18 protein-coding genes are annotated in these 20,770 nt (G+C 64.8%); 8 read left to right on the top strand and 10 right to left on the bottom strand.

From position 1 onward, the window contains the following. The first annotated feature begins 131 nt into the window (after positions 1-131). The 3 genes from DWV11_RS09405 to DWV11_RS09395 are packed head-to-tail and all read left to right on the top strand — an operon-like array spanning position 132 to position 4,230. A complete protein-coding gene (locus tag DWV11_RS09405) occupies positions 132-1,217 on the top strand; it encodes an S-(hydroxymethyl)mycothiol dehydrogenase (RefSeq protein WP_115788623.1) in 1,086 nt (361 codons plus the stop codon). Then, a complete protein-coding gene (locus DWV11_RS09400) occupies positions 1,217-1,837 on the top strand; it encodes an MBL fold metallo-hydrolase (RefSeq protein ID WP_115788622.1) in 621 nt (206 codons plus the stop codon). Before DWV11_RS09405 ends, DWV11_RS09400 begins: the two co-directional genes overlap by 1 nt. Positions 1,838-1,878: 41 nt before the next feature. Next, positions 1,879-4,230, top strand: coding sequence for an FdhF/YdeP family oxidoreductase (locus tag DWV11_RS09395; protein WP_115788621.1), 2,352 nt, complete (start codon positions 1,879-1,881; stop codon positions 4,228-4,230). A gap of 71 nt (positions 4,231-4,301) precedes the next feature. Here DWV11_RS09395 and DWV11_RS09390 read toward each other — a convergent pair whose 3' ends face one another. The 3 genes from DWV11_RS09390 to DWV11_RS09380 all read right to left on the bottom strand — a co-directional run bounded on the left by DWV11_RS09390 (position 4,302) and on the right by DWV11_RS09380 (position 6,956). Beyond that, the gene (locus DWV11_RS09390) at positions 4,302-4,889 is read right to left on the bottom strand and encodes a TetR/AcrR family transcriptional regulator (RefSeq protein WP_115788620.1); all 588 of its coding nucleotides are present in this window, start codon (positions 4,887-4,889) and stop codon (positions 4,302-4,304) included. A gap of 187 nt (positions 4,890-5,076) precedes the next feature. Continuing rightward, on the bottom strand, positions 5,077-6,477 hold the full coding sequence (locus tag DWV11_RS09385) for an NAD(P)-binding domain-containing protein (RefSeq protein WP_115788619.1): 1,401 nt from the start codon (positions 6,475-6,477) through the stop codon (positions 5,077-5,079). Between the two features lie 101 nt (positions 6,478-6,578). After that, the gene (locus tag DWV11_RS09380) at positions 6,579-6,956 is read right to left on the bottom strand and encodes a cupin domain-containing protein (protein WP_115788618.1); all 378 of its coding nucleotides are present in this window, start codon (positions 6,954-6,956) and stop codon (positions 6,579-6,581) included. A gap of 453 nt (positions 6,957-7,409) precedes the next feature. Between DWV11_RS09380 and DWV11_RS09375 the strand changes: the two genes are divergently transcribed. Further along, a complete protein-coding gene (locus tag DWV11_RS09375) occupies positions 7,410-7,820 on the top strand; it encodes a cupin domain-containing protein (protein ID WP_245953527.1) in 411 nt (136 codons plus the stop codon). 42 nt (positions 7,821-7,862) lie between these two features. Further along, complete coding sequence (locus tag DWV11_RS20110; protein ID WP_168404635.1) at positions 7,863-8,027, top strand: hypothetical protein; 165 nt, start codon at positions 7,863-7,865, stop codon at positions 8,025-8,027. 1 nt (position 8,028) lies between these two features. On the opposite strand, the gene DWV11_RS20485 is transcribed toward DWV11_RS20110, so the two are convergent. Beyond that, complete coding sequence (locus DWV11_RS20485; RefSeq protein WP_281269611.1) at positions 8,029-8,163, bottom strand: hypothetical protein; 135 nt, start codon at positions 8,161-8,163, stop codon at positions 8,029-8,031. On the opposite strand from DWV11_RS20485, the gene DWV11_RS09370 reads away from it, so the two are divergent. Next, complete coding sequence (locus DWV11_RS09370) at positions 8,141-9,460, top strand: purine-cytosine permease family protein (protein ID WP_245953526.1); 1,320 nt, start codon at positions 8,141-8,143, stop codon at positions 9,458-9,460. The two genes, DWV11_RS20485 and DWV11_RS09370, sit on opposite strands and share 23 nt — an antisense overlap. An 81-nt stretch (positions 9,461-9,541) precedes the next feature. On the opposite strand, the gene DWV11_RS09365 is transcribed toward DWV11_RS09370, so the two are convergent. Continuing rightward, positions 9,542-10,396 (bottom strand): EamA family transporter, encoded by an 855-nt coding sequence (locus DWV11_RS09365; RefSeq protein ID WP_210725707.1) that lies wholly within the window; start codon positions 10,394-10,396, stop codon positions 9,542-9,544. An 86-nt stretch (positions 10,397-10,482) separates the two neighbouring features. On the opposite strand from DWV11_RS09365, the gene DWV11_RS09360 reads away from it, so the two are divergent. Then, positions 10,483-11,364, top strand: coding sequence for a LysR family transcriptional regulator (locus DWV11_RS09360; protein ID WP_115788615.1), 882 nt, complete (start codon positions 10,483-10,485; stop codon positions 11,362-11,364). Then, complete coding sequence (locus DWV11_RS09355) at positions 11,345-12,058, top strand: hypothetical protein (protein ID WP_168404631.1); 714 nt, start codon at positions 11,345-11,347, stop codon at positions 12,056-12,058. Before DWV11_RS09360 ends, DWV11_RS09355 begins: the two co-directional genes overlap by 20 nt. Before the next feature lie 202 nt (positions 12,059-12,260). Here the strand turns inward: DWV11_RS09355 and DWV11_RS09350 are convergent, their stop codons facing one another. From DWV11_RS09350 to fdhA, 5 genes are all read right to left on the bottom strand, one after another. Then, positions 12,261-13,301, bottom strand: a complete 1,041-nt coding sequence (locus DWV11_RS09350) for an NAD(P)-dependent alcohol dehydrogenase (RefSeq protein ID WP_115788613.1) — start codon at positions 13,299-13,301, stop codon at positions 12,261-12,263. Positions 13,302-13,369: 68 nt separating this feature from the next. After that, the gene (locus DWV11_RS09345; RefSeq protein WP_115788612.1) at positions 13,370-15,877 is read right to left on the bottom strand and encodes a GcvT family protein; all 2,508 of its coding nucleotides are present in this window, start codon (positions 15,875-15,877) and stop codon (positions 13,370-13,372) included. 33 nt (positions 15,878-15,910) lie between these two features. Next, complete coding sequence (gene purU, locus DWV11_RS09340) at positions 15,911-16,834, bottom strand: formyltetrahydrofolate deformylase (RefSeq protein WP_115788611.1); 924 nt, start codon at positions 16,832-16,834, stop codon at positions 15,911-15,913. A 4-nt stretch (positions 16,835-16,838) separates the two neighbouring features. Then, positions 16,839-18,779 (bottom strand): BCCT family transporter, encoded by a 1,941-nt coding sequence (locus tag DWV11_RS09335; RefSeq protein WP_115788610.1) that lies wholly within the window; start codon positions 18,777-18,779, stop codon positions 16,839-16,841. Positions 18,780-19,502: 723 nt separating this feature from the next. Then, a complete protein-coding gene (gene fdhA / locus DWV11_RS09330) occupies positions 19,503-20,717 on the bottom strand; it encodes a formaldehyde dehydrogenase, glutathione-independent (protein WP_115788609.1) in 1,215 nt (404 codons plus the stop codon). Positions 20,718-20,770: the final 53 nt, after the last annotated feature.

The following is a 20,770-nucleotide window of genomic DNA, read 5'->3' as shown; positions in this document are numbered from 1 at the left end:
GTTTTGTGGAGCTGCCCATTCGAGCATCCCGGCTATCCCTTTGGGTAGTCGGGTATCGGGCGCTTCAGCTCATAACATGGGTAAGGCGTATCGGAGATCTGCATCCGGGCAATGGAAGGAAACAAGGAAACGTGGTTCACAAGGTACAAGCGGTCGTTGTCAGGGAAAAGAACGCGCCCGCTACCATCGAGACCATCCTGGTCCCGGAGCCGGGCCCGGGCGAGGCCTTGGTCGACGTCCTGAGCTGCGGTGTCTGCCACACGGACCTGCACTACAAGCTCGGGGGCATCGGCAATGACTACCCTTACCTGCTTGGCCATGAGTCCACTGCCGTGGTGAGCCAGGTTGGCCCCGATGTCACTGACGTCAAGCCCGGTGACCGCGTCATCCTCAACTGGCGCGCCGTCTGCGGAAACTGCCGCGCCTGCGCCAAGGGCCAGCCGCAGTACTGTTTCGCCACCCACAACGCCACCCAGAAGATGACCCTCGAGGACGGCACTCCGCTGTCCCCGGCGCTGGGCATCGGATCCTTCGCGGAAAAGACCCTTGTGGCCGCCGGACAGTGCACCAAAATCGACGACGACGTCGACCCTGCCGCCGTCGGCCTGCTCGGCTGCGGCATCATGGCCGGCATCGGTGCCGCCATGAACACCGGCGAGGTCAAGCGTGGCGAGTCGGTCGCCGTCATCGGCTGCGGCGGTGTCGGTATTGCCGCCATCGCCGGAGCCAAACTGGCGGGCGCGACGACGATCATCGCCGTCGACCTCGACCCGGCCAAGGTGGAAATTGCCAAGACCCTCGGAGCCACGCACGGCGTGGTCTCCAGTGAGACGGACGCCGTCGAGGCGATCCGCGACCTCACTGACGGAAACGGCGCCGACGTCGTGATCGACGCCGTGGGCCGCCCGGAAACCTACAAGCAGGCCTTCTACGCCCGTGACCTCGCGGGCCGCGTGGTCCTGGTGGGTGTCCCGACGCCGGACATGAAGCTTGAGCTTCCGCTGCTGGATGTCTTCGGCCGCGGCGGTTCGCTGAAGTCGTCCTGGTATGGTGACTGCCTGCCTTCCCGCGACTTCCCGATGCTGGTGGACCAGTACCGGCTCGGGCGCCTGCCGCTGGACGCCTTCGTGTCCGAGCGTATAGGCCTGGGCGATGTAGAAGCTGCGTTCGAGAAAATGCACCGTGGCGAGGTCCTGCGTTCGGTGGTGGAGCTCTGATGGCTGTCACCGTAGAAAACCGGGTCACCTCCGGCACGTTTTCGCTTGACGGCGGCACCTGGGACGTGGACAACAACGTCTGGGTCGTCGGCAATGACGAGGAATGCGTGATCATCGACTCCCCGCACGACGCTGCCGCGATCGTCGAGCAGGTCCGCGGACGCAAGGTGCTGGCCATCCTGATGACGCACGCGCACAACGACCACATCGGCGCCGCGCGCGAGGTGGCGGCCGCCGTCGGCGCCCCCATCCACCTGCACCCGGAAGACATGGTCCTGTGGAAGCAGGTCTACCCGGACGTCCAGCCGGACAAGTTCCTGTCCGACGGCGACGAGTTCACGGTGGGCGGCGCCACGCTGAAGGCGATCCACACTCCCGGCCACTCCCCGGGCTCCACCTGCTTCTACCTCGAGAGCGAAGGGACCGTCTTCACGGGGGATACGCTGTTCAATGGCGGGCCCGGTGCCACCGGACGGTCGTTCAGCGACTACCCGACCATCCTGGCCTCGATCCGCAAGCGCCTGCTGACACTGCCGGCGGAAACCGTGGTGCGGACCGGACATGGTGATAACACCACGATTGCGGCCGAGCGGGAGACCCTCTCGCAGCTGGCCAAGTAACGCACCTTCAGCGACAAATCCACAGTAAGGCACGCCCCAGAATGAAGTTCACCAAGCAGCCTGCGCCCGTCGCGGACATCGACGAAGCACAGCTTGAGGTCCACAAGCCCAAGAAGGAAGCCGCAGGGGTCAAGGCCGTCATGGTCGCCCTTGAGCGCGCCGTAGCGCAGGCCGGCGTCCAGCGCTCCGTGCAGTCCCTGTTGCGCTTGAACCAGAAGGGCGGCTTCGACTGCCCGGGCTGTGCATGGCCGGAGACCGATGGCAAGCGCAAGGCTGCGGAGTTCTGCGAAAACGGGGCGAAGGCCGTGGCGGAGGAGAACACCCTGCGCACCGTCGGCGCCGAATTCTGGGCGAAGCATTCCATCGCGGAACTGTCCCAAAAGACCGAGTACTGGCTGGGCAACCAGGGCAGGCTCAGTGAACCGGTGGTGATCCGCCCGGGGGACACGCACTACTCGCCGATCTCCTGGGCGGACGCCTTCGAACTGATCGGGGAACGGGTCCGCGCCACCACGCCGGAACGCTGCGTGTTCTACACCTCGGGCCGGACCGCGAACGAGACCGCGTTCATGTACCAGTTGTTCGCCCGCTCGCTGGGCACGAACAACCTCCCGGACTGCTCGAACATGTGCCACGAATCCTCGGGCTCCGCGCTGAACCCGACCATCGGCATCGGCAAGGGCACCGTCTCGCTGGAGGACATCCACGAGGCCGAACTGATCTTCGTGGTCGGGCAGAACCCGGGCACCAACCACCCGCGCATGCTCTCCGCGCTGGCCGAATGCAAGGGCAACGGCGGCAAGGTGGTGGCCGTTAACCCGCTGCCCGAGGCCGGGCTGTTCAACTTCAAGGACCCCCAGACCGTCTCCGGTGTGGTGGGCAACGGCACGCCGCTGGCCGACGAGTTCCTGCAGATCAAGGTGGGCGGTGACCTGGCGCTGTTCCAGGCCCTGGGGCACCTGCTGCTGGAGGAGGAGAAGCGGAACCCGGGCACCGTGGTGGACCGGGCGTTTGTCGACGGCCAGACGGACGGCTTCGAGGCCTACGCCGAAGCCCGTTCGACGCTCGACTGGGAGCTCACGGAGCAGGCCACCGGCCTGGAGCGTGCACAGATCGAGGCCGTGGCCGGCATGCTGCTGGAATCGAAGGCCACCATCTTCTGCTGGGCGCTTGGCGTCACCCAGCAGCCGCACTCGGTGGACACCATCAAGGAGATGGTCAACGTCCTGCTCCTCCAGGGCAACTTCGGCAAGCCCGGTGCGGGCGCCTGCCCGGTGCGCGGCCACTCCAACGTGCAGGGCGATCGCACCATGGGCGTCTGGGAAAAGCCCAATGAATGGTTGCTCGATGCCTTGGATAAGGAATTCGGCATCCAATCACCGCGGCACCACGGCCACGATTCCGTGGAGACCCAGCACGCCCTGGAAAACGGCGACGTGGACGTGTTCGTTGCCATGGGCGGCAATTTCGCCGCCGCCGGTTCGGACACCGAGGGACTGGAAGCCGGCATGCAGCGCGCCGGCCTTACCGTCCACGTGTCCACCAAACCCAACCGCTCCCACGTGGTGCACGGCCAGACGTCCCTGATCCTGCCCACGCTGGGCCGCACGGACCGGGACGACAAGCACGCCAAGGGCATCCAGTTCCTCTCCGTGGAGAACTCCATGTCCGTGGTGCACTCCACCCAGGGCCGGCTCCAGCCGGTCTCCGATCACTTGCTCGCGGAGCCGGTGATCATCGCCCGGATGGCCGAGGCCACATTCGGCCCGGACCACCCCGTGGACTGGCGCGCCATGGCCGAGGACTACGACGTCATCCGTGACCACGTATCCCGCGTCATCCCCGGCTTCGAGGACTTCAACACCCGGGTGCGGAACAAGAGCGGCTTCGTGTTGCCCAACCCGCCGCGTGACACGCGGTCCTTCGCCACGGACATCGGCCGGGGCCGTTTCACCGTCAGCCCGCTGGAGTTCCTGACGCCGCCGGCCGGGCACCTCGTGCTCCAGACCCTCCGCAGCCACGACCAATACAACACCACGTTCTACGGACTGGACGACCGCTACCGCGGTATTTCGGACGGCCGCCGCGTGATCCTGGTACACCCGAAGGACCTGGCCGCCCAGGGCTTCCAGGACCGGGACCTCGTGGACGTGATCAGCGTTTTCGCCGGATCGGAACGCCGTGCGGACAAGTTCCGGCTGGTGGCATACCCCACCGCCGAAGGTTGCGCCGCGGCGTACTTCCCGGAAGCCAATGCACTGGTGCACAAGGAGAACGTGGCCCGCGTGTCCAACACGCCGGGCTTCAAGGCGATGTTCGTGCGCTTCGTGCCGCACGTGGGCGGGGACGCGTCTGTCGCGGCCGGATCCGCCGAACGGGGAACAGCCGGCTAACCGCTTCCCAACGCGAAACGGCCCCCGCCTCCTTTCGGAAGCAGGGGGCCGTGGTGCTTAAGCCAAGGGGTCTAGACCCCGGCCTTGATCAGAAGTGCGTCAACCAGCATGAAGAACATGGCCCGGTGATCGACGGCCTTCGGGTCGGTCAGGTACTGAATCGCCGCACCGTCGTAGATCATCAGGAAGGACCGTGCAAGCGTGGGAAAGCCCATGAGGCACTCCTCGCCGGCGCTTTGGGCTGCGGCAGCGAATATGCTTCCCAGCTCCACCTCATAGGCCGGATAGATTTTCGTGGCCAGTGGGCTGACGGGGGCATTGCGTGTTGCCCACAGAATGAGCTCAATCTCCGCAAGGAGGCTGGCCGGTTCCTCTTCGAGTGCGCGCCAGTAACCCTCGGCAACTTGCTCCACAGCCTTGCGAAGGCCCAATTCGGCCCGGACCTCGCCGGAAAAACTGCTGAGGTTCTTCAGCCAGGCCTCGGCGGCTGCTTCCATGAGCTCTTCTTTGCCGCTGAAGCAATAGTGTGCCGTTGCCAACGGGGCGTTTGCTTCCTTGGCGATGGCCCGGACGGTCACCGACTGAACGCCCTCACGGCGCATCAGTTCAACCGTCGCTGAGATTAACTGTTCTTTCCGTTCCTCTGCGGATACCCGCATAGCCCACTCTCTAGTCTTCCGGTTCCTGCCCCCCAAGGGCTTGCCCCTTAAGACTAGTGCCTGTACGCCGCTGTCCTGAACCGCCGACTGGAACAAGTGTCCCTGTTGGCTTGACGACGCCGCCCCACGGTACGGCCGCTGCTGTACCGTGGGGCGGGGTCGCATAACCGCGTTGCCGGAACCGGAATTACCTGGCGACCAGGGTGTCGGTGACGGCGTCAGGCGTGTCGGTGTCGATGTCCTGGGACGGTCCGTGCAGATATCTCTCCAGGGAATCATCCATGGCGTTGAGCCACCGTGTGTGGTGCTTGGTCGCCATGGTGCCAGTGACCACTGAGCGGTGGACCATGTCGCGGTATCCCAGGATGTCATCGTGCTTGTGCCGCATCCAGTCCTTGAACAACTGGGAAACAGCGTCCAAGTCAAAGGATGGGTAATCGGTGGCATCAATGAGTTCCCGCAGGTAGTCCGTCTGGAAATCAGCCTCCGCGTCATGATCCGGCAGCGCTGCCTGGCGCTCGAGCCAGAGCTGGATGTCCGCCTCCCGCTGGGCAAGGGGCGGAAGGTCAATCGCTCCAGTCATGACGTCCCGGGCGAACCAGGCCTGCGCGTCAAACATGTTGAAGGTGTAGTACTGGTCCTGCGCGCCAAGGTAGAACAGGTTGGTGTTCTGCTGCCACACCACGCCTTTGTAAAGGTTGCCTGGATACAGCACGTTCGGCGACTTCAGCGACAGCGCGCTGGGCAGGAACGGGTACTTGTGCTGGTATCCGGTACCAAGTACGACGGCGTCAAAGTCACCCTGGGTGCCGTCGCTGAAGTGCGCGGTACTGCCCTGGAAATGGGTGACGAGCGGCCGCTCCACTGTGTTTTCCGGCCAGTGGTAGCCCATCGGGGCGGTGCGGTAGCTGATGGTGATGGATGCGGCGCCCATCTTATGGGCCTGCATGCCAATGTCCTCGGCGGAATAGCTGCTGCCGATCATGAGCAGGTTCTTGCCGTAGAAGCGCTCGGCTCCGCGGAAATCATGGGCGTGCAGGACCTCGCCAGGGAAAGTTTTGATGCCCTTGAACTCGGGGACCGAGGGAACGGAGAAGTGGCCGGTGGCTACCACGAGCTTGTCGAACACGTGGGTTTCAGTCAGGTTGGTTTTGAGGTCTTCAACCGTCAGTGTGAATTCCTGCGTTGCCTCGTTGTAGCTGGTGTGGCGGGCCACGGTATTGAACCTGACGTACTTGCGGACGTCTGACTTTTCCACGCGTCCTTTGATGTAGTCGAAGAGAACCTCGCGGGGCGGGAAGGACGAAATGGGGCGGCCGAAGTGCTCGTCAAAGGAGTAGTCCGAGAACTCCAGGCATTCCTTGGGCCCGTTGGACCATAGGTGGCGGTACATGCTGGAGTGGACCGGCTCGCCGTGGCCGTCCAGCCCGATCCGCCAGCTGTTGTTCCACTGGCCGCCCCAGTCGTCCTGCTTCTCAAAGCACAGAATCTCCGGGATGGCAGCGCCTTTTTGGCGGGCTGATTCGAACGCCCGCAGTTGTGCCAGCCCGCTGGGGCCGGCACCAATAATTCCGACTCGTAGTGTCATGTTGCTCTCCTCAATCAATGGGTCTTAGGTCGCTGGTGCGCGAGGTGATGCCTTTGTATGGGGTCGCTTTGCGGCAGCGTGGCCTGCCGCGGACGGGCTACTTACGGGGCGAAGGAGCGGTGGCCGGTGAAGAATCCCAGGCCGTACTCCGGGGTCTCGAATTTGACGGTGGTTCCCTTGGGGAAGAACAGCACGTCGCGCTCCTTGGCGTGGGTGACGTCGCCGGTGGACTCGTCGGTGAGGATGAACTCGCCCTTGATGACCACCTTCATCTCGTCGTAGGTGTACGTGTACACCAGCGGCTCGGAAGCCTTGAGCTCGAAGAAGCCGGCGCTCATGACCGAGCCTTCGGGGTTGTGGAGCGAGTCGCCGATTGCAGCGACCGTGCCGGGTTCGTTCATCGGCGGCAGGCCGACGTAGCCGCCGACGACCTTGTGGATGGATCCGGCCTTGCTGAGGGTTCCTACGAGGGTTTCCATGGTTCTCTCCTATGTGAATCGTGCTGCAGTTGATTTGGTCAGGATTGCCCGGGTTGGCAGAACTGCCATTCGTGGGCCAAGAAGACGCGGGGCTGCGCTGAAAAGCAGCTGAGTCGCCCGATCAGGGCTCTCGTGTGGCTCTTTTGCAAACCGGAGATTTTCGGATTTGCAGGGGTGGCTGAGCTCGGCTGACGTGACGCCAGTCACGTTTGCTCGTGCCAGAAACTGTGACATGGACGACTGTATAAGTCAATCGTCCAAGACGAATGTTTCCGGGAAATTTCTCCCGTGAAAAAGGTTTCGGTCGCCCGTTCTGAACCGTTGACTGGAACGAGTGTCCGTGTCACAGTGTTCAGCATGCCGTGACCCGGGTCACGATGACGCAGTCCGATGTGATTCACGGAAGCATCGCGCAATAGCAGATTTCCCCCTTCGAGAAACGGGTAAGGAACCATGACTACAACCACCCCCCAGCTCCCAATACCGACGACGGGCGAGCCGATCGATTTCTGGCCGGCGAAGCCCATGAACGTCATGAAAGACGAATGGCAGCGCTTGCGCTGCAGGTTCATCAACGCCAACCCCGTGGGCTCATGGGGGGACGTCATCCTCTCCGAGTGGGAGCTGGAGGCCTGCGGCTGGGAGGACTTCCATCCCCACACCGAGACGAACTTCGTGCTGGAGGGCGAGCTTCACATCCAGAGCGAAGGCAAGACTGTCATCCTGCGGCCGGGCGATGCGGCGCGCGTCAATCCGGGACGGACCGGCCGGTATTGGGCCCCCGTCTACGCGCGCATGGTCACCATTTACGGCCCCAACCCCGACGGCTTGGAGTCGCACTCCTTCCGCTACTCCGAAATCTGATCGACTCCACCGCTACTCCTACGCATTGAGATTGGGTACACCATGAGCGCATTGAAAGAGCAGTACGCAGAAGAACTCAACACCAGGCTGGCCGAGTGGCAATCCGGCGAGTTGGAACCCCCCTTCAGGTTCGGTGACATGCGAACGCTGCTTGCCGTCACCGTTGCTCTTCCCGCCGTCGCCTTGATTATGGGGTGGTTCCTGTGAGTCAGACCACGACCAGGGTCTCCACGTCGGGAACTGAGGGTTCGCTTCCCTTGCTGAGCCATGAGCGGAACTGGAGCCCCAGGGCCCTGTTCTTCAGTTCTGCCCAGGCTGCAGTGGCCACCTGGTGCTTCATCATCGGTGGATATGTGGCGTTCTATTTGCCGGCGGTCCAAGGCTCTGTTGTGATGATCGCGGCCATGCTGGCAGGAATGTTGCTGGTATTCCTGGCCACGGTGCCGATGGCAACGCGGTACGGACTGGAGGCTGTACGCTCAACGCGGCCGGTCTTCGGAACGCGCGGATCGCTCTTCAGTGTCGCCCTCACCTTTCTCTTTACGATCGGATGGGGGACCACGCTGATGATCTTCAGCGGCAAGTCCGCCGCGTTGCTGCTGGTCACCCTCGGCATCGTCAGCGAAAACAACGGGCCAATCGCGCAGACCCTGAGCAGCCTCGTCTGCCTTTTGGTGGTTTGGGCGCTGATCAGCCGCGGCCCCGGCATTCTTCGAAGGGTCGGCGTGATCGTTGCCTGCTCGGTTCTGGCGCTCGGGATCATGGTCATTGTCGTGATTGTTGCCAAGGTCGGTTGGGGCGCCCTCCTCGAGGCCAAGCCGAGCGCCGCCAGCGGCAGTAAGCTGCTGGACTACACGACGGCAATCGAACTCATGCTCGCCACGGCCTTGTCCTGGTGGCCGTATATCGGCGGCATGACCCGCTTCTCAAAGAGCACAAAGAAGTCCGTACTGCCGGCAACGCTGGGGCTTGGACTCGCCCTCTCGGTAATCTGCCTGATTGGTCTTTACACGGGCCTGGCCTTCCCGGATTCCGGTGGAGATCCCCTCCCCGGGTTGCTGGAAATCGGGGGCGTATGGCTGGCATTGCCGGCGTTTGCGTTCATCATCGCCGCCAACGTCGGCACGGCAATGGTGGGAACATACACGGCTGCGCTTTCACTCAAGCAGCAGCCTGCTATTGATGCCCGCCTCAGCTGGCGGGGGGCGACAACGGTCGCTGGACTCACTGTGGCCGCGGTAATCCTGTTCCTGGCGGAGCCTTTCTATGCCAATTTCGGAACGTTCCTCACGTTGTCGGCCGTCGTCTTCGGCCCGTTGTGTGGACTGCAGATTGCCGACTACTTCATCATCAGGAAGCAGCGGCTGGACCTCGACGGCCTGTACAGCGACAGTGCAGGATCCGCGTACTGGTATTGGAGGGGCATTAATGTCGCAGGCTTTGCCAGCATGACTGTCGGCATAGTTGTTTACTTCCTTCTCCTGGACCCTGTCACTTTTGCCTCTTCGCCCGCGTTCGCCTTCACGACCGCGACGCTTCCCTCAACGCTGGCCACGGTTGTCTCCTATGTCCTCCTGGCTCGGCTCCAGGCTAAGCGGAATGTTCCGGGTACCCTGCCGCTTGACGCCAAGGCGCACTGACGAACAGCGGAGGTAGTGGCCCCGTGCCGGGCTTATCCCACCGGGGCGGAATGTCGCCGTCGTGCGTTGACCGGCTCGCTCTTAGCGGCTGAGCCGCAGCACCGAGGCGTTGGCGGCGACGATGAGCAGGATCCCCGCCCACTGCAGTGCGTCCAAGGCCTGGCCCATTGCCAGGCCGATCAGGGCTGCGAACACCGGATTGACGCTCATCAGGATTCCGAACAAGCTGGCGGGCACCCGGCGCAGGGCCAGCAGGTCGGCGATGTACGGCACCACCGAGGCCAGCACGCCGGCGCCCACCGCGCACAGGATGCTGAACCAGTCCACGGGCCGGCTCAGCAGGATAAGGCAGGCAACCGGGAGGAAGCACGCCGCGGAGACCGCCATGGCCGCGGCGGTTCCCTGGATGCCGGGGATGCGCTGGCCGATGGTGCGGTTCAGCAGGATGTACGCGGCCCAGCTTGCGGCGCCCATCAGGCCCAGCCCGATGCCGGGGTAGTCCGTGGACGGTCCCGGCTGCGTGATGGCCACGACGCCGGCAGCAGCGGCGAGGGCGCAGGCGGCACCTGCCCTGCTGCGGGAACCGACAAGGGCGATCGACAGCGGGCCCAGGAACTCCAGGGTCACGGCCAGGCCCAGGCCGATCCGGTCGATGGCCGAGTACAGGCCCAGGTTCATTGTGCCGAAGACCATTGCCAGGAGGAGGACCGGCCACAGTTGCCCGCGCGTGAAGCTCCGGAACCGGGGCCGGGCGATGGGCAAGAGCACAGCCGCGGCGATCAGTTGCCGCACGGCCACCACGCCGAGCGGTCCGATCGCCGGGAAGGCAAGGGACCCGCTGGCGGCGCCCAGTTGGTTCGACAGGGAACTGGCCATCAGTGTGGCCACGCCGCGGGCCGTCCCGTTCTTTCCACCGTTGCTTGCCGCGTTTTCCATGGCGAAAGTGTCGCCCCTGTGGGCCGCACCGGCACAATGCACCCGGTGGCGTATTCATGCGCCTTCCGCATGAATAGAATCGCTTCATGGACATCGAATTCCGGCAGCTGAGGTGCTTCGTGGCTGTGGTGGACGAAGGCACGTTCACCGATGCCGGGATCAGCCTGGGGATTTCGCAGACCGCGGTGTCCCGGAACGTCGCGGCCCTCGAGGAACACCTCGGCGTCCGGCTCATCCACCGCACCACCCGCAGCGCCTCCCTGACCGAGGCGGGGGAGCAGGCCCTGGCGCACGCGCGGCGGGTGCTTTCCGCCGTCGTCGGGCTCGAACGGGCGGTGCAGGGAGGCGGGCGGCTGCGGCTCGGCTACGCATGGTCGGCCTTGGGCCGCCATACGCCGGAGCTGCAGCGGCGCTGGGCGGCGGCGCGTCCGGACACCGAGCTTGAGCTGGTCATGGAGAACAGCCCGACGGCGGGGCTGCTTGAGGGGGCGTGCGACGTCGCGATCCTCCGGCGTGTGCCGGCCGCCGGTTCTGCGGCACGGAAGCTGGAGCTGCGCCGGATCGGCGCGGAAAAACGCTACTGCGCGATGGCCGCCGACGATCCGCTCGCCGGACGCCGAAACGTGAGCCTGGCCCGGATCGCAGACAAGCCCCTGGCCGTGGACGTGCGGACCGGGAGCACCACGCTGGACCTCTGGCCGGCGGAATCCCGGCCGGCGAAGACGTTCGAGATCCACAGCGTGGACGACTGGCTGACGCTCATCAGCAGCGGCAAGGCCCGCGGGGTCACAGCCGAGGCCACGGCGCACCAATACCGGCGCCGCGGTCTCGTGTACCGGCCTGTGCGGGACGCCCCGCCGGTGCCGGTGCACGCCGCGTGGGTGAAAGGCGAACTGCCGGCCGTCGGCAGGGAGCTGATCGGGCTGCTGGAGGAGCTGTACAGTTCAGGTGGGAACGGCGAAAGGTAGCATGGGGATGGTTAATGGGGGAGTGCAGAAAGCCGGATTCAGGGACCTCCCGCGGCTGGCCTGGCTGCTGGCAGGGGCTTACCCGGGTGGAAGTACAGGCCGCCCCTTGCTTCGACGCGTCCTTTGCGCTCTTCTGTTGCCGGTCCTTGCCGTGGTACCGGCCTTCCTGTGGACCGATGCTTCCCGACGAATGGTGATCGGTGTGCAGTCAAAGGAAGAAAGCACCAAGCAGCTGGTTCGGGGCCTCGTGCTGGCAACGGTCCTGAGCCTGATCGGCGCGGCTGTCCTGGTGTTTGGCGTCACCTTGATGTCGGAACACTTCCCGGCGTATGGCGGCTTGATCCTCCTGGCGGTGCTTGGGGTGCTGGCTTTTCTGCTGATCATTCTCGTCCCGCTTCAGTTCAGTGAGTTGGCCGCAATGCGGGCCCTGAAGCCGTGGAAGGACTCGCCCGCCGGATTCCGGTATGTTTCCGGCCTTGCCGCCGATTCCTCCGTGACTCCGCAGGAGCTGGAAGGATTCGTCAACCGTGTCTTGATGGGCAGCTTTTCCGCGGGAACGTGCCTCGGGATCGTTGCGACGGCACCGGAGCAGCTCGGCTTTTTCCAGAAGATGGGGTTCTCGCAGCTCGGCACGACCCTGGCGTTGATCGGCCACGTGCCGGCGCGCACGGCCGCCGCTCCTGACCTCCTTTGACCCAAGCACGACGGCGACATGCGGCAGATTGCCGCGCGTCGCCGTCGTCGGACACTCAAAAGAGGTCAGGAAGGTGCGTTGACCGCCGTGGCACCGCGCAATCACAACCGCCCCCTCAAACGTGGGGTGGCCCCCTGAAATTTCAGGGGGCCACCAACGTTTGCGCGGGCGGAACCGTCGGGGGCCGGAACCGGCCGGAGCCCTACAGCGTGGCGGTGTCGATCACGAAGCGGTAGCGGACATCCGAGGCGAGGACGCGTTCGTAGGCTTCGTTGATCTTCTCTGCCGGGATGACCTCGATCTCGGCGCCGATGCCGTGTTCGGCACAGAAGTCCAGCATCTCCTGGGTCTCGGCGATGCCGCCGATGTTCGAGCCGGCCAGGGACTTGCCGCCGCCGATCAGGCTGAAGATACGCAGGTCCAACGGCTCGCCCGGCGCGCCCACGCACACCAAGGCACCATGCGGCTTGACCAGGCGCAGGTAGTCGTCCAAGGAGATGACGGCGCTGACCGTATTGATGATGAGGTCGAACGTGCCGGCCAGGTCCTCGAACGTGGAGGAATCGCTCGTGGCGTAGTAGTGGTCGGCGCCCAGGCGGAGGCCGTCTTCCTGCTTCTTGAGCGATTGGGACAGCACGGTGACCTCGGCGCCCATGGCGTGGGCCAGCTTCACGGCCATGTGGCCGAGGCCGCCGAGGCCGATCACGGCGACCTTCTTGCCCGGTCCGGCGCCCCAGCGACGCAGCGGCGAGTAGGTGGTGATGCCGGCGCAGAGCAGGGGAGCGGCGACGTTGAGGTCCAGGCCTTCGGGGATCCGGACGGCGAAGGCTTCGTCAACCACCACATGGCTGGAGTAGCCGCCCTGGGTGATGGTGCCGTCGCGGTCGGTGGCGGCGTAGGTGCCCACGTTGCCGTTCAGGCAGTCCTGCTCCTGGCCGGCGAGGCACTGCTCACACTCGCGGCAGGAGTTGACCATGCAGCCGACACCCACCCGGTCGCCGGCCTGGTAGCGGGTCACGTCGCTGCCGACCTCGGTAACGATGCCGGCAATTTCGTGGCCGGGCGTGAGCGGGTAGGGGACGGAGCCCCAGTCGCCGCGGACGGTGTGGATGTCGGAGTGGCAGATACCGGCGAACTTGATGTCGATCAGGACATCGTGCGGGCCGAGCGCACGGCGTTCAATGGTGGTGGGGACAAGGGGTTCCGTAGCGGATGGAGCAGCGTAGGCCTTGGCAGTAATCATGTTTAAAAGCCTAGGGGTACAGACGGGACCGAGGGAGGTCCTGTCTGTACCCCTCTGAGCGGGAATAATCAGCCGCGGATGCGTTCCATGGCCGGATCGTACAGCGGTTCCGCGGTCACAGTTGCCGGGATGCGCTCACCGAAGTACTCGATCTCCACGGCATCCCCGACGCCGACGGCGGTGGGCAGCCAGGCGTAGGCGATCGGCTTGTGGATCGAGAAACCGTAGGCGGCACTGGTGACATAACCGGCAGCCTCGCCGGCCACGTACACCGGCTCCTTGCCGAGCACGATCGAGGTACCGTCGTCGATGGTCAGGCAGCGCAGCGTCTTGGCGGCGGGCTCGGCCTTGCGGGCGAGCAATGCCTCGGCACCCACGAAGCCCGTCTTGTCCTTGGCCACGGAGAAGCCCAGGCCGGACTGGTAGGGATCGTGCTCGGTGTTCATGTCCGTGCCCCAGAGGCGGTAGCCCTTCTCCAGGCGCATGCTGTTGAACGCGCCACGGCCGGCGGCAACAATGCCGTGCTCCTGGCCGGCTTCGAACAGCAGGTCCCACAGCTTCAGGCCGTATTCGGAGGTGGTGTAGAGCTCCCAACCGAGTTCACCCACGTAGGACAGGCGCATCGCGGTGACCGGGATGCCGCCCACGGAGATTTCCTTGGTGCGGAAGTACTTCAGGCCGTCGTTGCTGAGGTCGTCGTCGCTGACCTTGCCGATGACCTCGCGGGCCAGCGGGCCCCACAGGCCGATGCAGCAGGTGCTGCCGGTGATGTCGCTGACGTGCGCCCACTGGGACGGATCCGCGGCGGACTGCTTGCGGGCCTCCACGCGCAGGTAGTCGAAGTCCACGTTGCTGTTGACGCCCAGCTGGAACTTCTCCTGCTCAAGGCGGGCGACAGTCACGTCACTGCGGATGCCGCCGTCGTGCTCCAACAGGAGGCAGTAGGTGACGGCGCCCGGCTTCTTGGTGATGTTGCCGGTGCTGAGGCGGTGCAGCAGCGCCTCCGCTCCCGGGCCGACCACCTCGAGCCGCTTGAGCGGCGTCATGTCATAGAGCCCGACGGCGGTACGCGTCCGCCATGCCTCTGCTGCGGAGATGGGGGAGTGGAACATGTTGGACCAGGAGTCACGCTCCGGCGCCTGCCATGCGGCGGGCAGTTCCTCGAGCAGGCCGCGGTTGGCCTCGAACCAGTGCGGGCGCTCCCAGCCGGCGGACTCCAGGAAGAAGGCGCCGAGTTCCTTCTGGCGGACGTTGAAGGGGCTCACGCGCAGGTCACGCGGGGATTCCTTGGGCTGCAGCGGGTGCAGGATGTCGTAGATCTCCACGAAGTTCTGCTGTGAGGTTTCGCTGACGTAGGCGTCCGATGTCTGGACCTTCTCGAAGCGGGTGAGCTCGGTGCCGTGCAGGTCGGTGCGCGAGCGGCCCTCGACGAGGAGCTCGGCCACGGCCTTCGCCACACCGGACGAGTGCGTCACCCAGACGGCCTCGGCCACCCAGAAACCGGTGAGGTCCGGGTGCTCGCCGATCAGCGGGCCGCCGTCCGGGGTGAAGGAGAAGATGCCGTTGAAGCCGTCCTCGATCGCAGTGCTGCGCAGGGCCGGCAGCAGGTCCTGGCTGTCTTCCCACGCGGGCAGGAAGTCTTCCAGCGTGAACTCCAGGCGGGAGGGCATCTTGTGGTCCGACATTTCCTCGGAGGACACCTTTGGCAGGGCGGACATGTCCACCGGCATCGGGCGGTGGGCGTAGCTGCCGATGCCGATCTTGTTGCCCCACTCCCGGTAGTACAGATCCTTGTCCTGGTAGCGCAGGATGGGCTTGCTGGCGCCCTTCGGGAGTTCGTTGACGCCTTCGAGTTCGGCAAGGGGCGTGGTGACGACGTACTGGTGGGCCAGCGGCAGCAGGGGGACTTCCAGGCCCACCAGCTTGCCGAGTTCGCGGCCCCAGAAACCGGCACAGGAGACCACGATGTCGGCCGGGATCACTCCGGTGTTGGTTTCGACGCCGGTTACCTTGCCGCCCTCCTGGGCGATGCCGGTGACGGTGGTGTTGCCGATGAAGGTCACGCCGCGCTCGCCGGCGCGCTCGATCAGCAGCTGCACCGCGCGGGCGGCCAGGGCCAGGCCGTCGGTGGGGATGTGCAGGCCGCCCAGGATTTCGCGGCCGCCGGTGAGCTTGCCGGTGTTCAGGAGGGGGTAGATCTTTTCGCACTCATCGGCGTCGATGATGCGGCTTTCCACGCCCCAGGAGGTCATGATGCCCATCTTGCGCTTCAGCTCGGCAAGGCGCTCCGGGGTGGTTGCCAGTTCCAGGCCGCCCACCTGGTTGAAGCATGACTGGCCGTCCTTGCTCAGGGAGAGCAGCTTGTTCACCGTGTACGTGGCGAATTCGGTCATGGTCCTGGATCCGTTGTTCTGGAACACCAGGCCCGGAGCGTGTGAGGTGGAGCCGCCGGCAAGTTCCAGAGGGCCCTGCTCAACGACGGTGACGTTGGTCCAGCCGCGGCTGGACAGTTCATCCGCGATGTTGGTGCCGACAATGCCGGCGCCGATGATGACGACGCGTGGTGATGCGCTCATGGGTGTTGTTTCTCCTGTTGCTTGGTGTTCGCGTTAGCGGAAGACGACGGTGCGGGTGTTGTTGAGCAGCACCCGGTGCTGGCAGTGCCACTTCACTGCCCGGGACAGTGCCTGGGATTCGGCGTCCCTGCCGACGGTGACCAGGGCGTTCGGATCCAGGCTGTGGTCCACCCGGAACACTTCCTGCTCGATGATCGGGCCCTCGTCCAGGTCTGCGGTGACGTAGTGGGCGGTGGCTCCGATGAGCTTCACGCCCCGGTCGTAGGCCTGGTGGTAGGGCTTGGCGCCCTTGAACCCGGGCAGGAAGGAATGGTGGATGTTGATGGCGCGGCCGCGGAGCTTGGTGGTGAGCTCGTCCGAGAGCACCTGCATGTAACGGGCCAGGACCACCAGATCGGCCTGGTATTCCTCGACCAGTTCCAGCAGGCGTGCCTCGGCCTGGGGCTTGGTGTCCGCGGTAATCGGGACGTGGATGAACGGCAGGCCTGCGGCTTCCGCCATCGGGCGGAGGTCTTCGTGGTTGGAAACCACGACGGCGATCTCCGCCCCGAGGCTGCCTGCACGCCACCGGAAGATGAGGTCGTTGAGGCAGTGGCCGAACTTCGAGACCATCACCAGCAGGCGCTGGGGGCGGCCGTCGTGGATGGCGAACTCCATCTCGAACTCTTCGGCGACGGCGGCGAACTCGGCGCTGAGGCTTTCCGCGGAGACGTCGCTGTCTCCGGGGGTGAAGGCCGTGCGCAGGTAGAGCTTGCCGCTGATGTGGTCGTCGAACTGCTGGTGCTCCACGATGTCGAAGCCGCGGTCGGCCAGGAAGCCGGTGATGGCGCGGACGATCCCGGGGCGTTCAGGGCAGGCGAGCGTCAGGACGTACTGAACGGTGCTGGTGGTCCCGGCCGTCGCGACGGCTTCGGCTGTTGCGCCCCCGGTGGGGCGGCCTTCGAGGACTGTGGTCATGGTTTTACTCCTGGTTTCTTGTGAGGGCCTGGTTGTCAGTGGGGGAAGCCGCGCAGCGGTCGTCGTCCGTGCAGCGCTGATCGCATTGATGTTTGGTGACGAGATCGAACTGGACGCCACCGTGCTGGTCCACGCCGCTGCGGATGGCACGCTCCACTACCGAGTCCGCCAGCCGGCGTCGGAGGGAAAGCGGGTCCCGGCGCAGGTCCCGGGTGAGGGCGAAACAGAGGAGGAACATCACCAGGACGAACGGCAGGGCCGCCACAATGGTGATCCTTTGAAGACCGGAGAGGGCTTCGGACGGTTGGTCACCGCCGGCAAGGAGCATGACCGCCGCCACCGCGCCGGTGAGGGTTCCCCAGAAGATCACGACACCCCGGCGAGGCTCCTCGGCACCGTTGGAGCTGAGCGAGCCCATGACAATCGAGGCGGCGTCGGCGCCGGTGATGAAGAAGATCGCCACCAGGATCATGGCCAGGACGATCACTGCGGAGATGGCCCAGCCGGGCATCTGGAGGTTCTTGACCAGATCGAAGAGTGCGCCGTCGAAATTGATGGTGGAGACGCCGTCGACCATCTTTGCGATGCCGTCAGACGGGTTGGCTGTCTTGTCGGCAAGCTGCTGGATGTTGAAGGCGGTTCCGCCGAAGATGCCGAACCAGATCACGGACACGATGCTCGGAACCAGGAGCACCCCGGTGACGAACTGGCGGATGGTGCGGCCGCGGCTGATCCGGGCGATGAACAGGCCCACGAAGGGCGTCCAGGAAATCCACCAGGCCCAGTAGAAGATCGTCCAGCTGGACATCCACTTGCGCAGTGCCTCATCGCCCACGGCTTCGGTGCGCGACGACATGGTGGCGAGGTCGCGGATGTAGTCGCCGACGGCCGAGGGGATCAGGTTCAGGATGAACAGGGTGGGACCGGCCACGAACACCACAAGTGCCAGGACCACTGCCAGGACCATGTTGATGTTGGACAGCCACTGGATTCCGCGGCTGATGCCGGAAACGGCCGACGCCACGAAGCAGAAGGTCAGAATGGCCACGATCACCACCAGGACCGGGGTGCCGATTTCACCGGCCCAGCCGTTGGAGGTGATGCCGCTGCCGATCTGCAGGGCGCCCAGGCCCAGGGAGGCGGCGGTTCCGAAGAGTGTGGCGAAGATGGCGAGGATGTTGATGAACTTGCCAACAGGGCCTTCAACGGCGCGTACGCCGAAGATCGAGGTAAACGCCACGGAAATGAGCTGGCGCCGGCCAAGCCGGTAGGTGCCGTAGGCCATCGCGATGCCCACCACCGCATACATAGCCCAGGGGTGCAGCGTCCAGTGGAAGATTGACGTGGCCATGGCCGTCTGGATCGCCTCGGGAGTGTGCCCGTCCACCGTTCCCGGCGGCGGCGAGATGAAGTGGTACAGCGGTTCAGCCACGCCGTAGAACATGAGGCCGATGCCCATGCCGGCGGCGAACATCATGGAGATCCAGGAAACCGTGCGGTATTCGGGCTTCTCGCCGTCCTTGCCCAGCGGGATGTTGCCGAACTTCCCCAGAGCCAGCCAGAGAATGAACACCACAAAGAGTGACGCCAGCACCATGAAGAGCCAGCCGGTGTATTCCATGACCCAGTCCAGGACGCTCTGCGAGGTCGTGGCCAGGCTGTCCCTGCCGAGGAATCCCCACAGAACGAAGGCGAGGGCGATTACTCCCGTGATGCCGAAGGTCCACTTGTCCAGGACGAGCTTCCGGTTGCGGCGGGCACTGACTGCCTGCTCGGTTCGGGTCTGGCGCAGTTCCTGCAGGATCTGCCGGTTGAGCTCGCTGTCGCTGTCGCTGTTTTGCTCCAGTTCCGGCTCGTGCTCGTTCTGCACTGTCGTGGCTGCTTCGTTCACTTCGGGGCCTTGCTCTATCTCGCCTACTTGGTCTATCTCACTATTCAAGGTCATGGGGGAATCCTTTGCCTGTGCTCAGATGAGGGTGGGGAGTGGCCGTCCACGGTCGGGCCGGGTGGGAGGTTGGGGGGCACCGTGGGGGTCGGTGCTCACGATTCGCCGGCGATCATCGGCGGGGCCGTGTTGGGTCGCAGAGCTTCCTCCGGGGCGGGTTGGTTGAGGGGGAACGCCCTGTGCATGGTGGACCTCTTTTGCATTCGAGATGGTGAAGAACGAGGCGGGCGGGCCATACGGCCTGTTCCGCATGGATCAACAGACTTCGCGATATGCAACAGCGTGGCGGAGCTCACAGGGCTTGTCAAGAGCTTTCCGCTCTGTTTCCTCCGGATTCTTGGCCCCACCGCACGGGCCTGCCCGGGAATCAGCCTTTCCAGATGGCGAATTTTGTTGCGCATTACGCGTTATATGACGATCTGCTCCCGGGATCCGGCGCATTGTCCCTGGACGCCGGCCACGGGCCCGTGAGCGCCCGTGGGAGGCCGTTGAGCAGGGAGTGCGGGTAAATTGACCACCGAGGCGGTTTTGGCCGGCACAGCGGAGCCTGTGGCCGCCTTCACGTGGAGGAGAAGTGTCCGGCGGACACCCTCGCAAGGCTGTGGAGGGGGCTGATGATTCCTTCGCCAAAACGACGACGCGGCCGGTGCGCCACCCTGTATGGCACGGGGTGGTGCACCGACCGCTATGGCCTGGCTGCAAAGGAGGAGCTGTTGCCTCGGACTAGTTGCTGATGTAGCCGTTCGGGTTCAGGACGTACTTCGTGGCGGCTCCGGCATCGAATTCGGCGTACCCACGCGGGGCGTCCTCGAGCGGAATGGCTTTAGCGTTGACTGCCTTGGAGATCTGGATCCTGTCGTGCAGGATCGCCATCATCAGCTGCCGGTTGTACTTCATCACCGGGCACTGGCCGGTCGTGAAGGAGAGGGACTTCGCCCAGCCGGTACCCAAGGACAGGGAAAGGCTGCCCTTCTTGGCCGCCTCGTCCGCAGCGCCCGGATCTCCGGTGACATACAGGCCGGGGATACCCACGGATCCGCCGGCAGCAGTGATATCCATCAGCGAATTGAGCACGGTGGCCGGTGCCTCCTGGGCCCCGTGGCCGTGGCCGCGTGCCTCGAAACCGACAGCGTCGATACCAGCGTCGACTTCCCGGACGCCGAGGAGCTGTTCGATTTGGTCAGCGGGGTCCCCGTTGGCCACATTGACGGTTTCGCAACCAAAGGACCGGGCCTGGGCCAGGCGATCTTCATTGAGGTCTCCCACGATGACCACTGCGGCCCCCAGCAGCTGGGCGCTGGCCGCCGCGGCAAGCCCCACGGGGCCGGCTCCGGCAACATAGACGGTGGACCCGACGCCGACACCGGCCGTGACGGCCCCGTGGAATCCGGTCGGGAGGATGTCCGAGAGCATGGTCAGGTCCATGATCTTCTCCAGGGCCTGGTCCCGATCGGGGAACCGCAGCAGGTTCCAGTCCGCGTAGGGGACCAGGACGTATTCCGCCTGCCCGCCTACCCATCCGCCCATGTCGACATAGCCGTAGGCGGACCCGGGACGGTCCGGGTTCACGTTCAGGCAGATCCCGGTCTTGCCCTCCTTACAGTTCCGGCAGCGCCCGCAGGAGATGTTGAAGGGGACCGAGACGATGTCCCCGACTTTGATGAACTCGACGTCGGGCCCGGTCTCGATGACTTCGCCGGTGATCTCGTGCCCCAGAACGAGCCCGGCCGGCGCAGTCGTGCGGCCGCGAACCATGTGCTGGTCCGAGCCGCAGATGTTGGTGCTCACGGTCCGCAGGATCACTCCGTGCGGAACCTTCCGGCCCACATTGATGGGATTGACACCGGGGCCGGCCTGCAGTTCAAACGTGGGATACGGGGTATCGATGATTTCCACGACCCCAGGTGCCTTGTAAGCAACGGCTTTGTTACCTGACATTGAATGGCTCTTTCCGTGAAGTGAATTGACTCAATTGGTGCGTGCAGCGCATG

Origin of the sequence: Arthrobacter silvisoli (assembly GCF_003369445.1) — a bacterium.
Taxonomy (GTDB): Bacteria; Actinomycetota; Actinomycetes; order Actinomycetales; family Micrococcaceae; genus Arthrobacter; species Arthrobacter silvisoli.
This window is presented reverse-complemented; position numbering and strand designations above follow the sequence as displayed.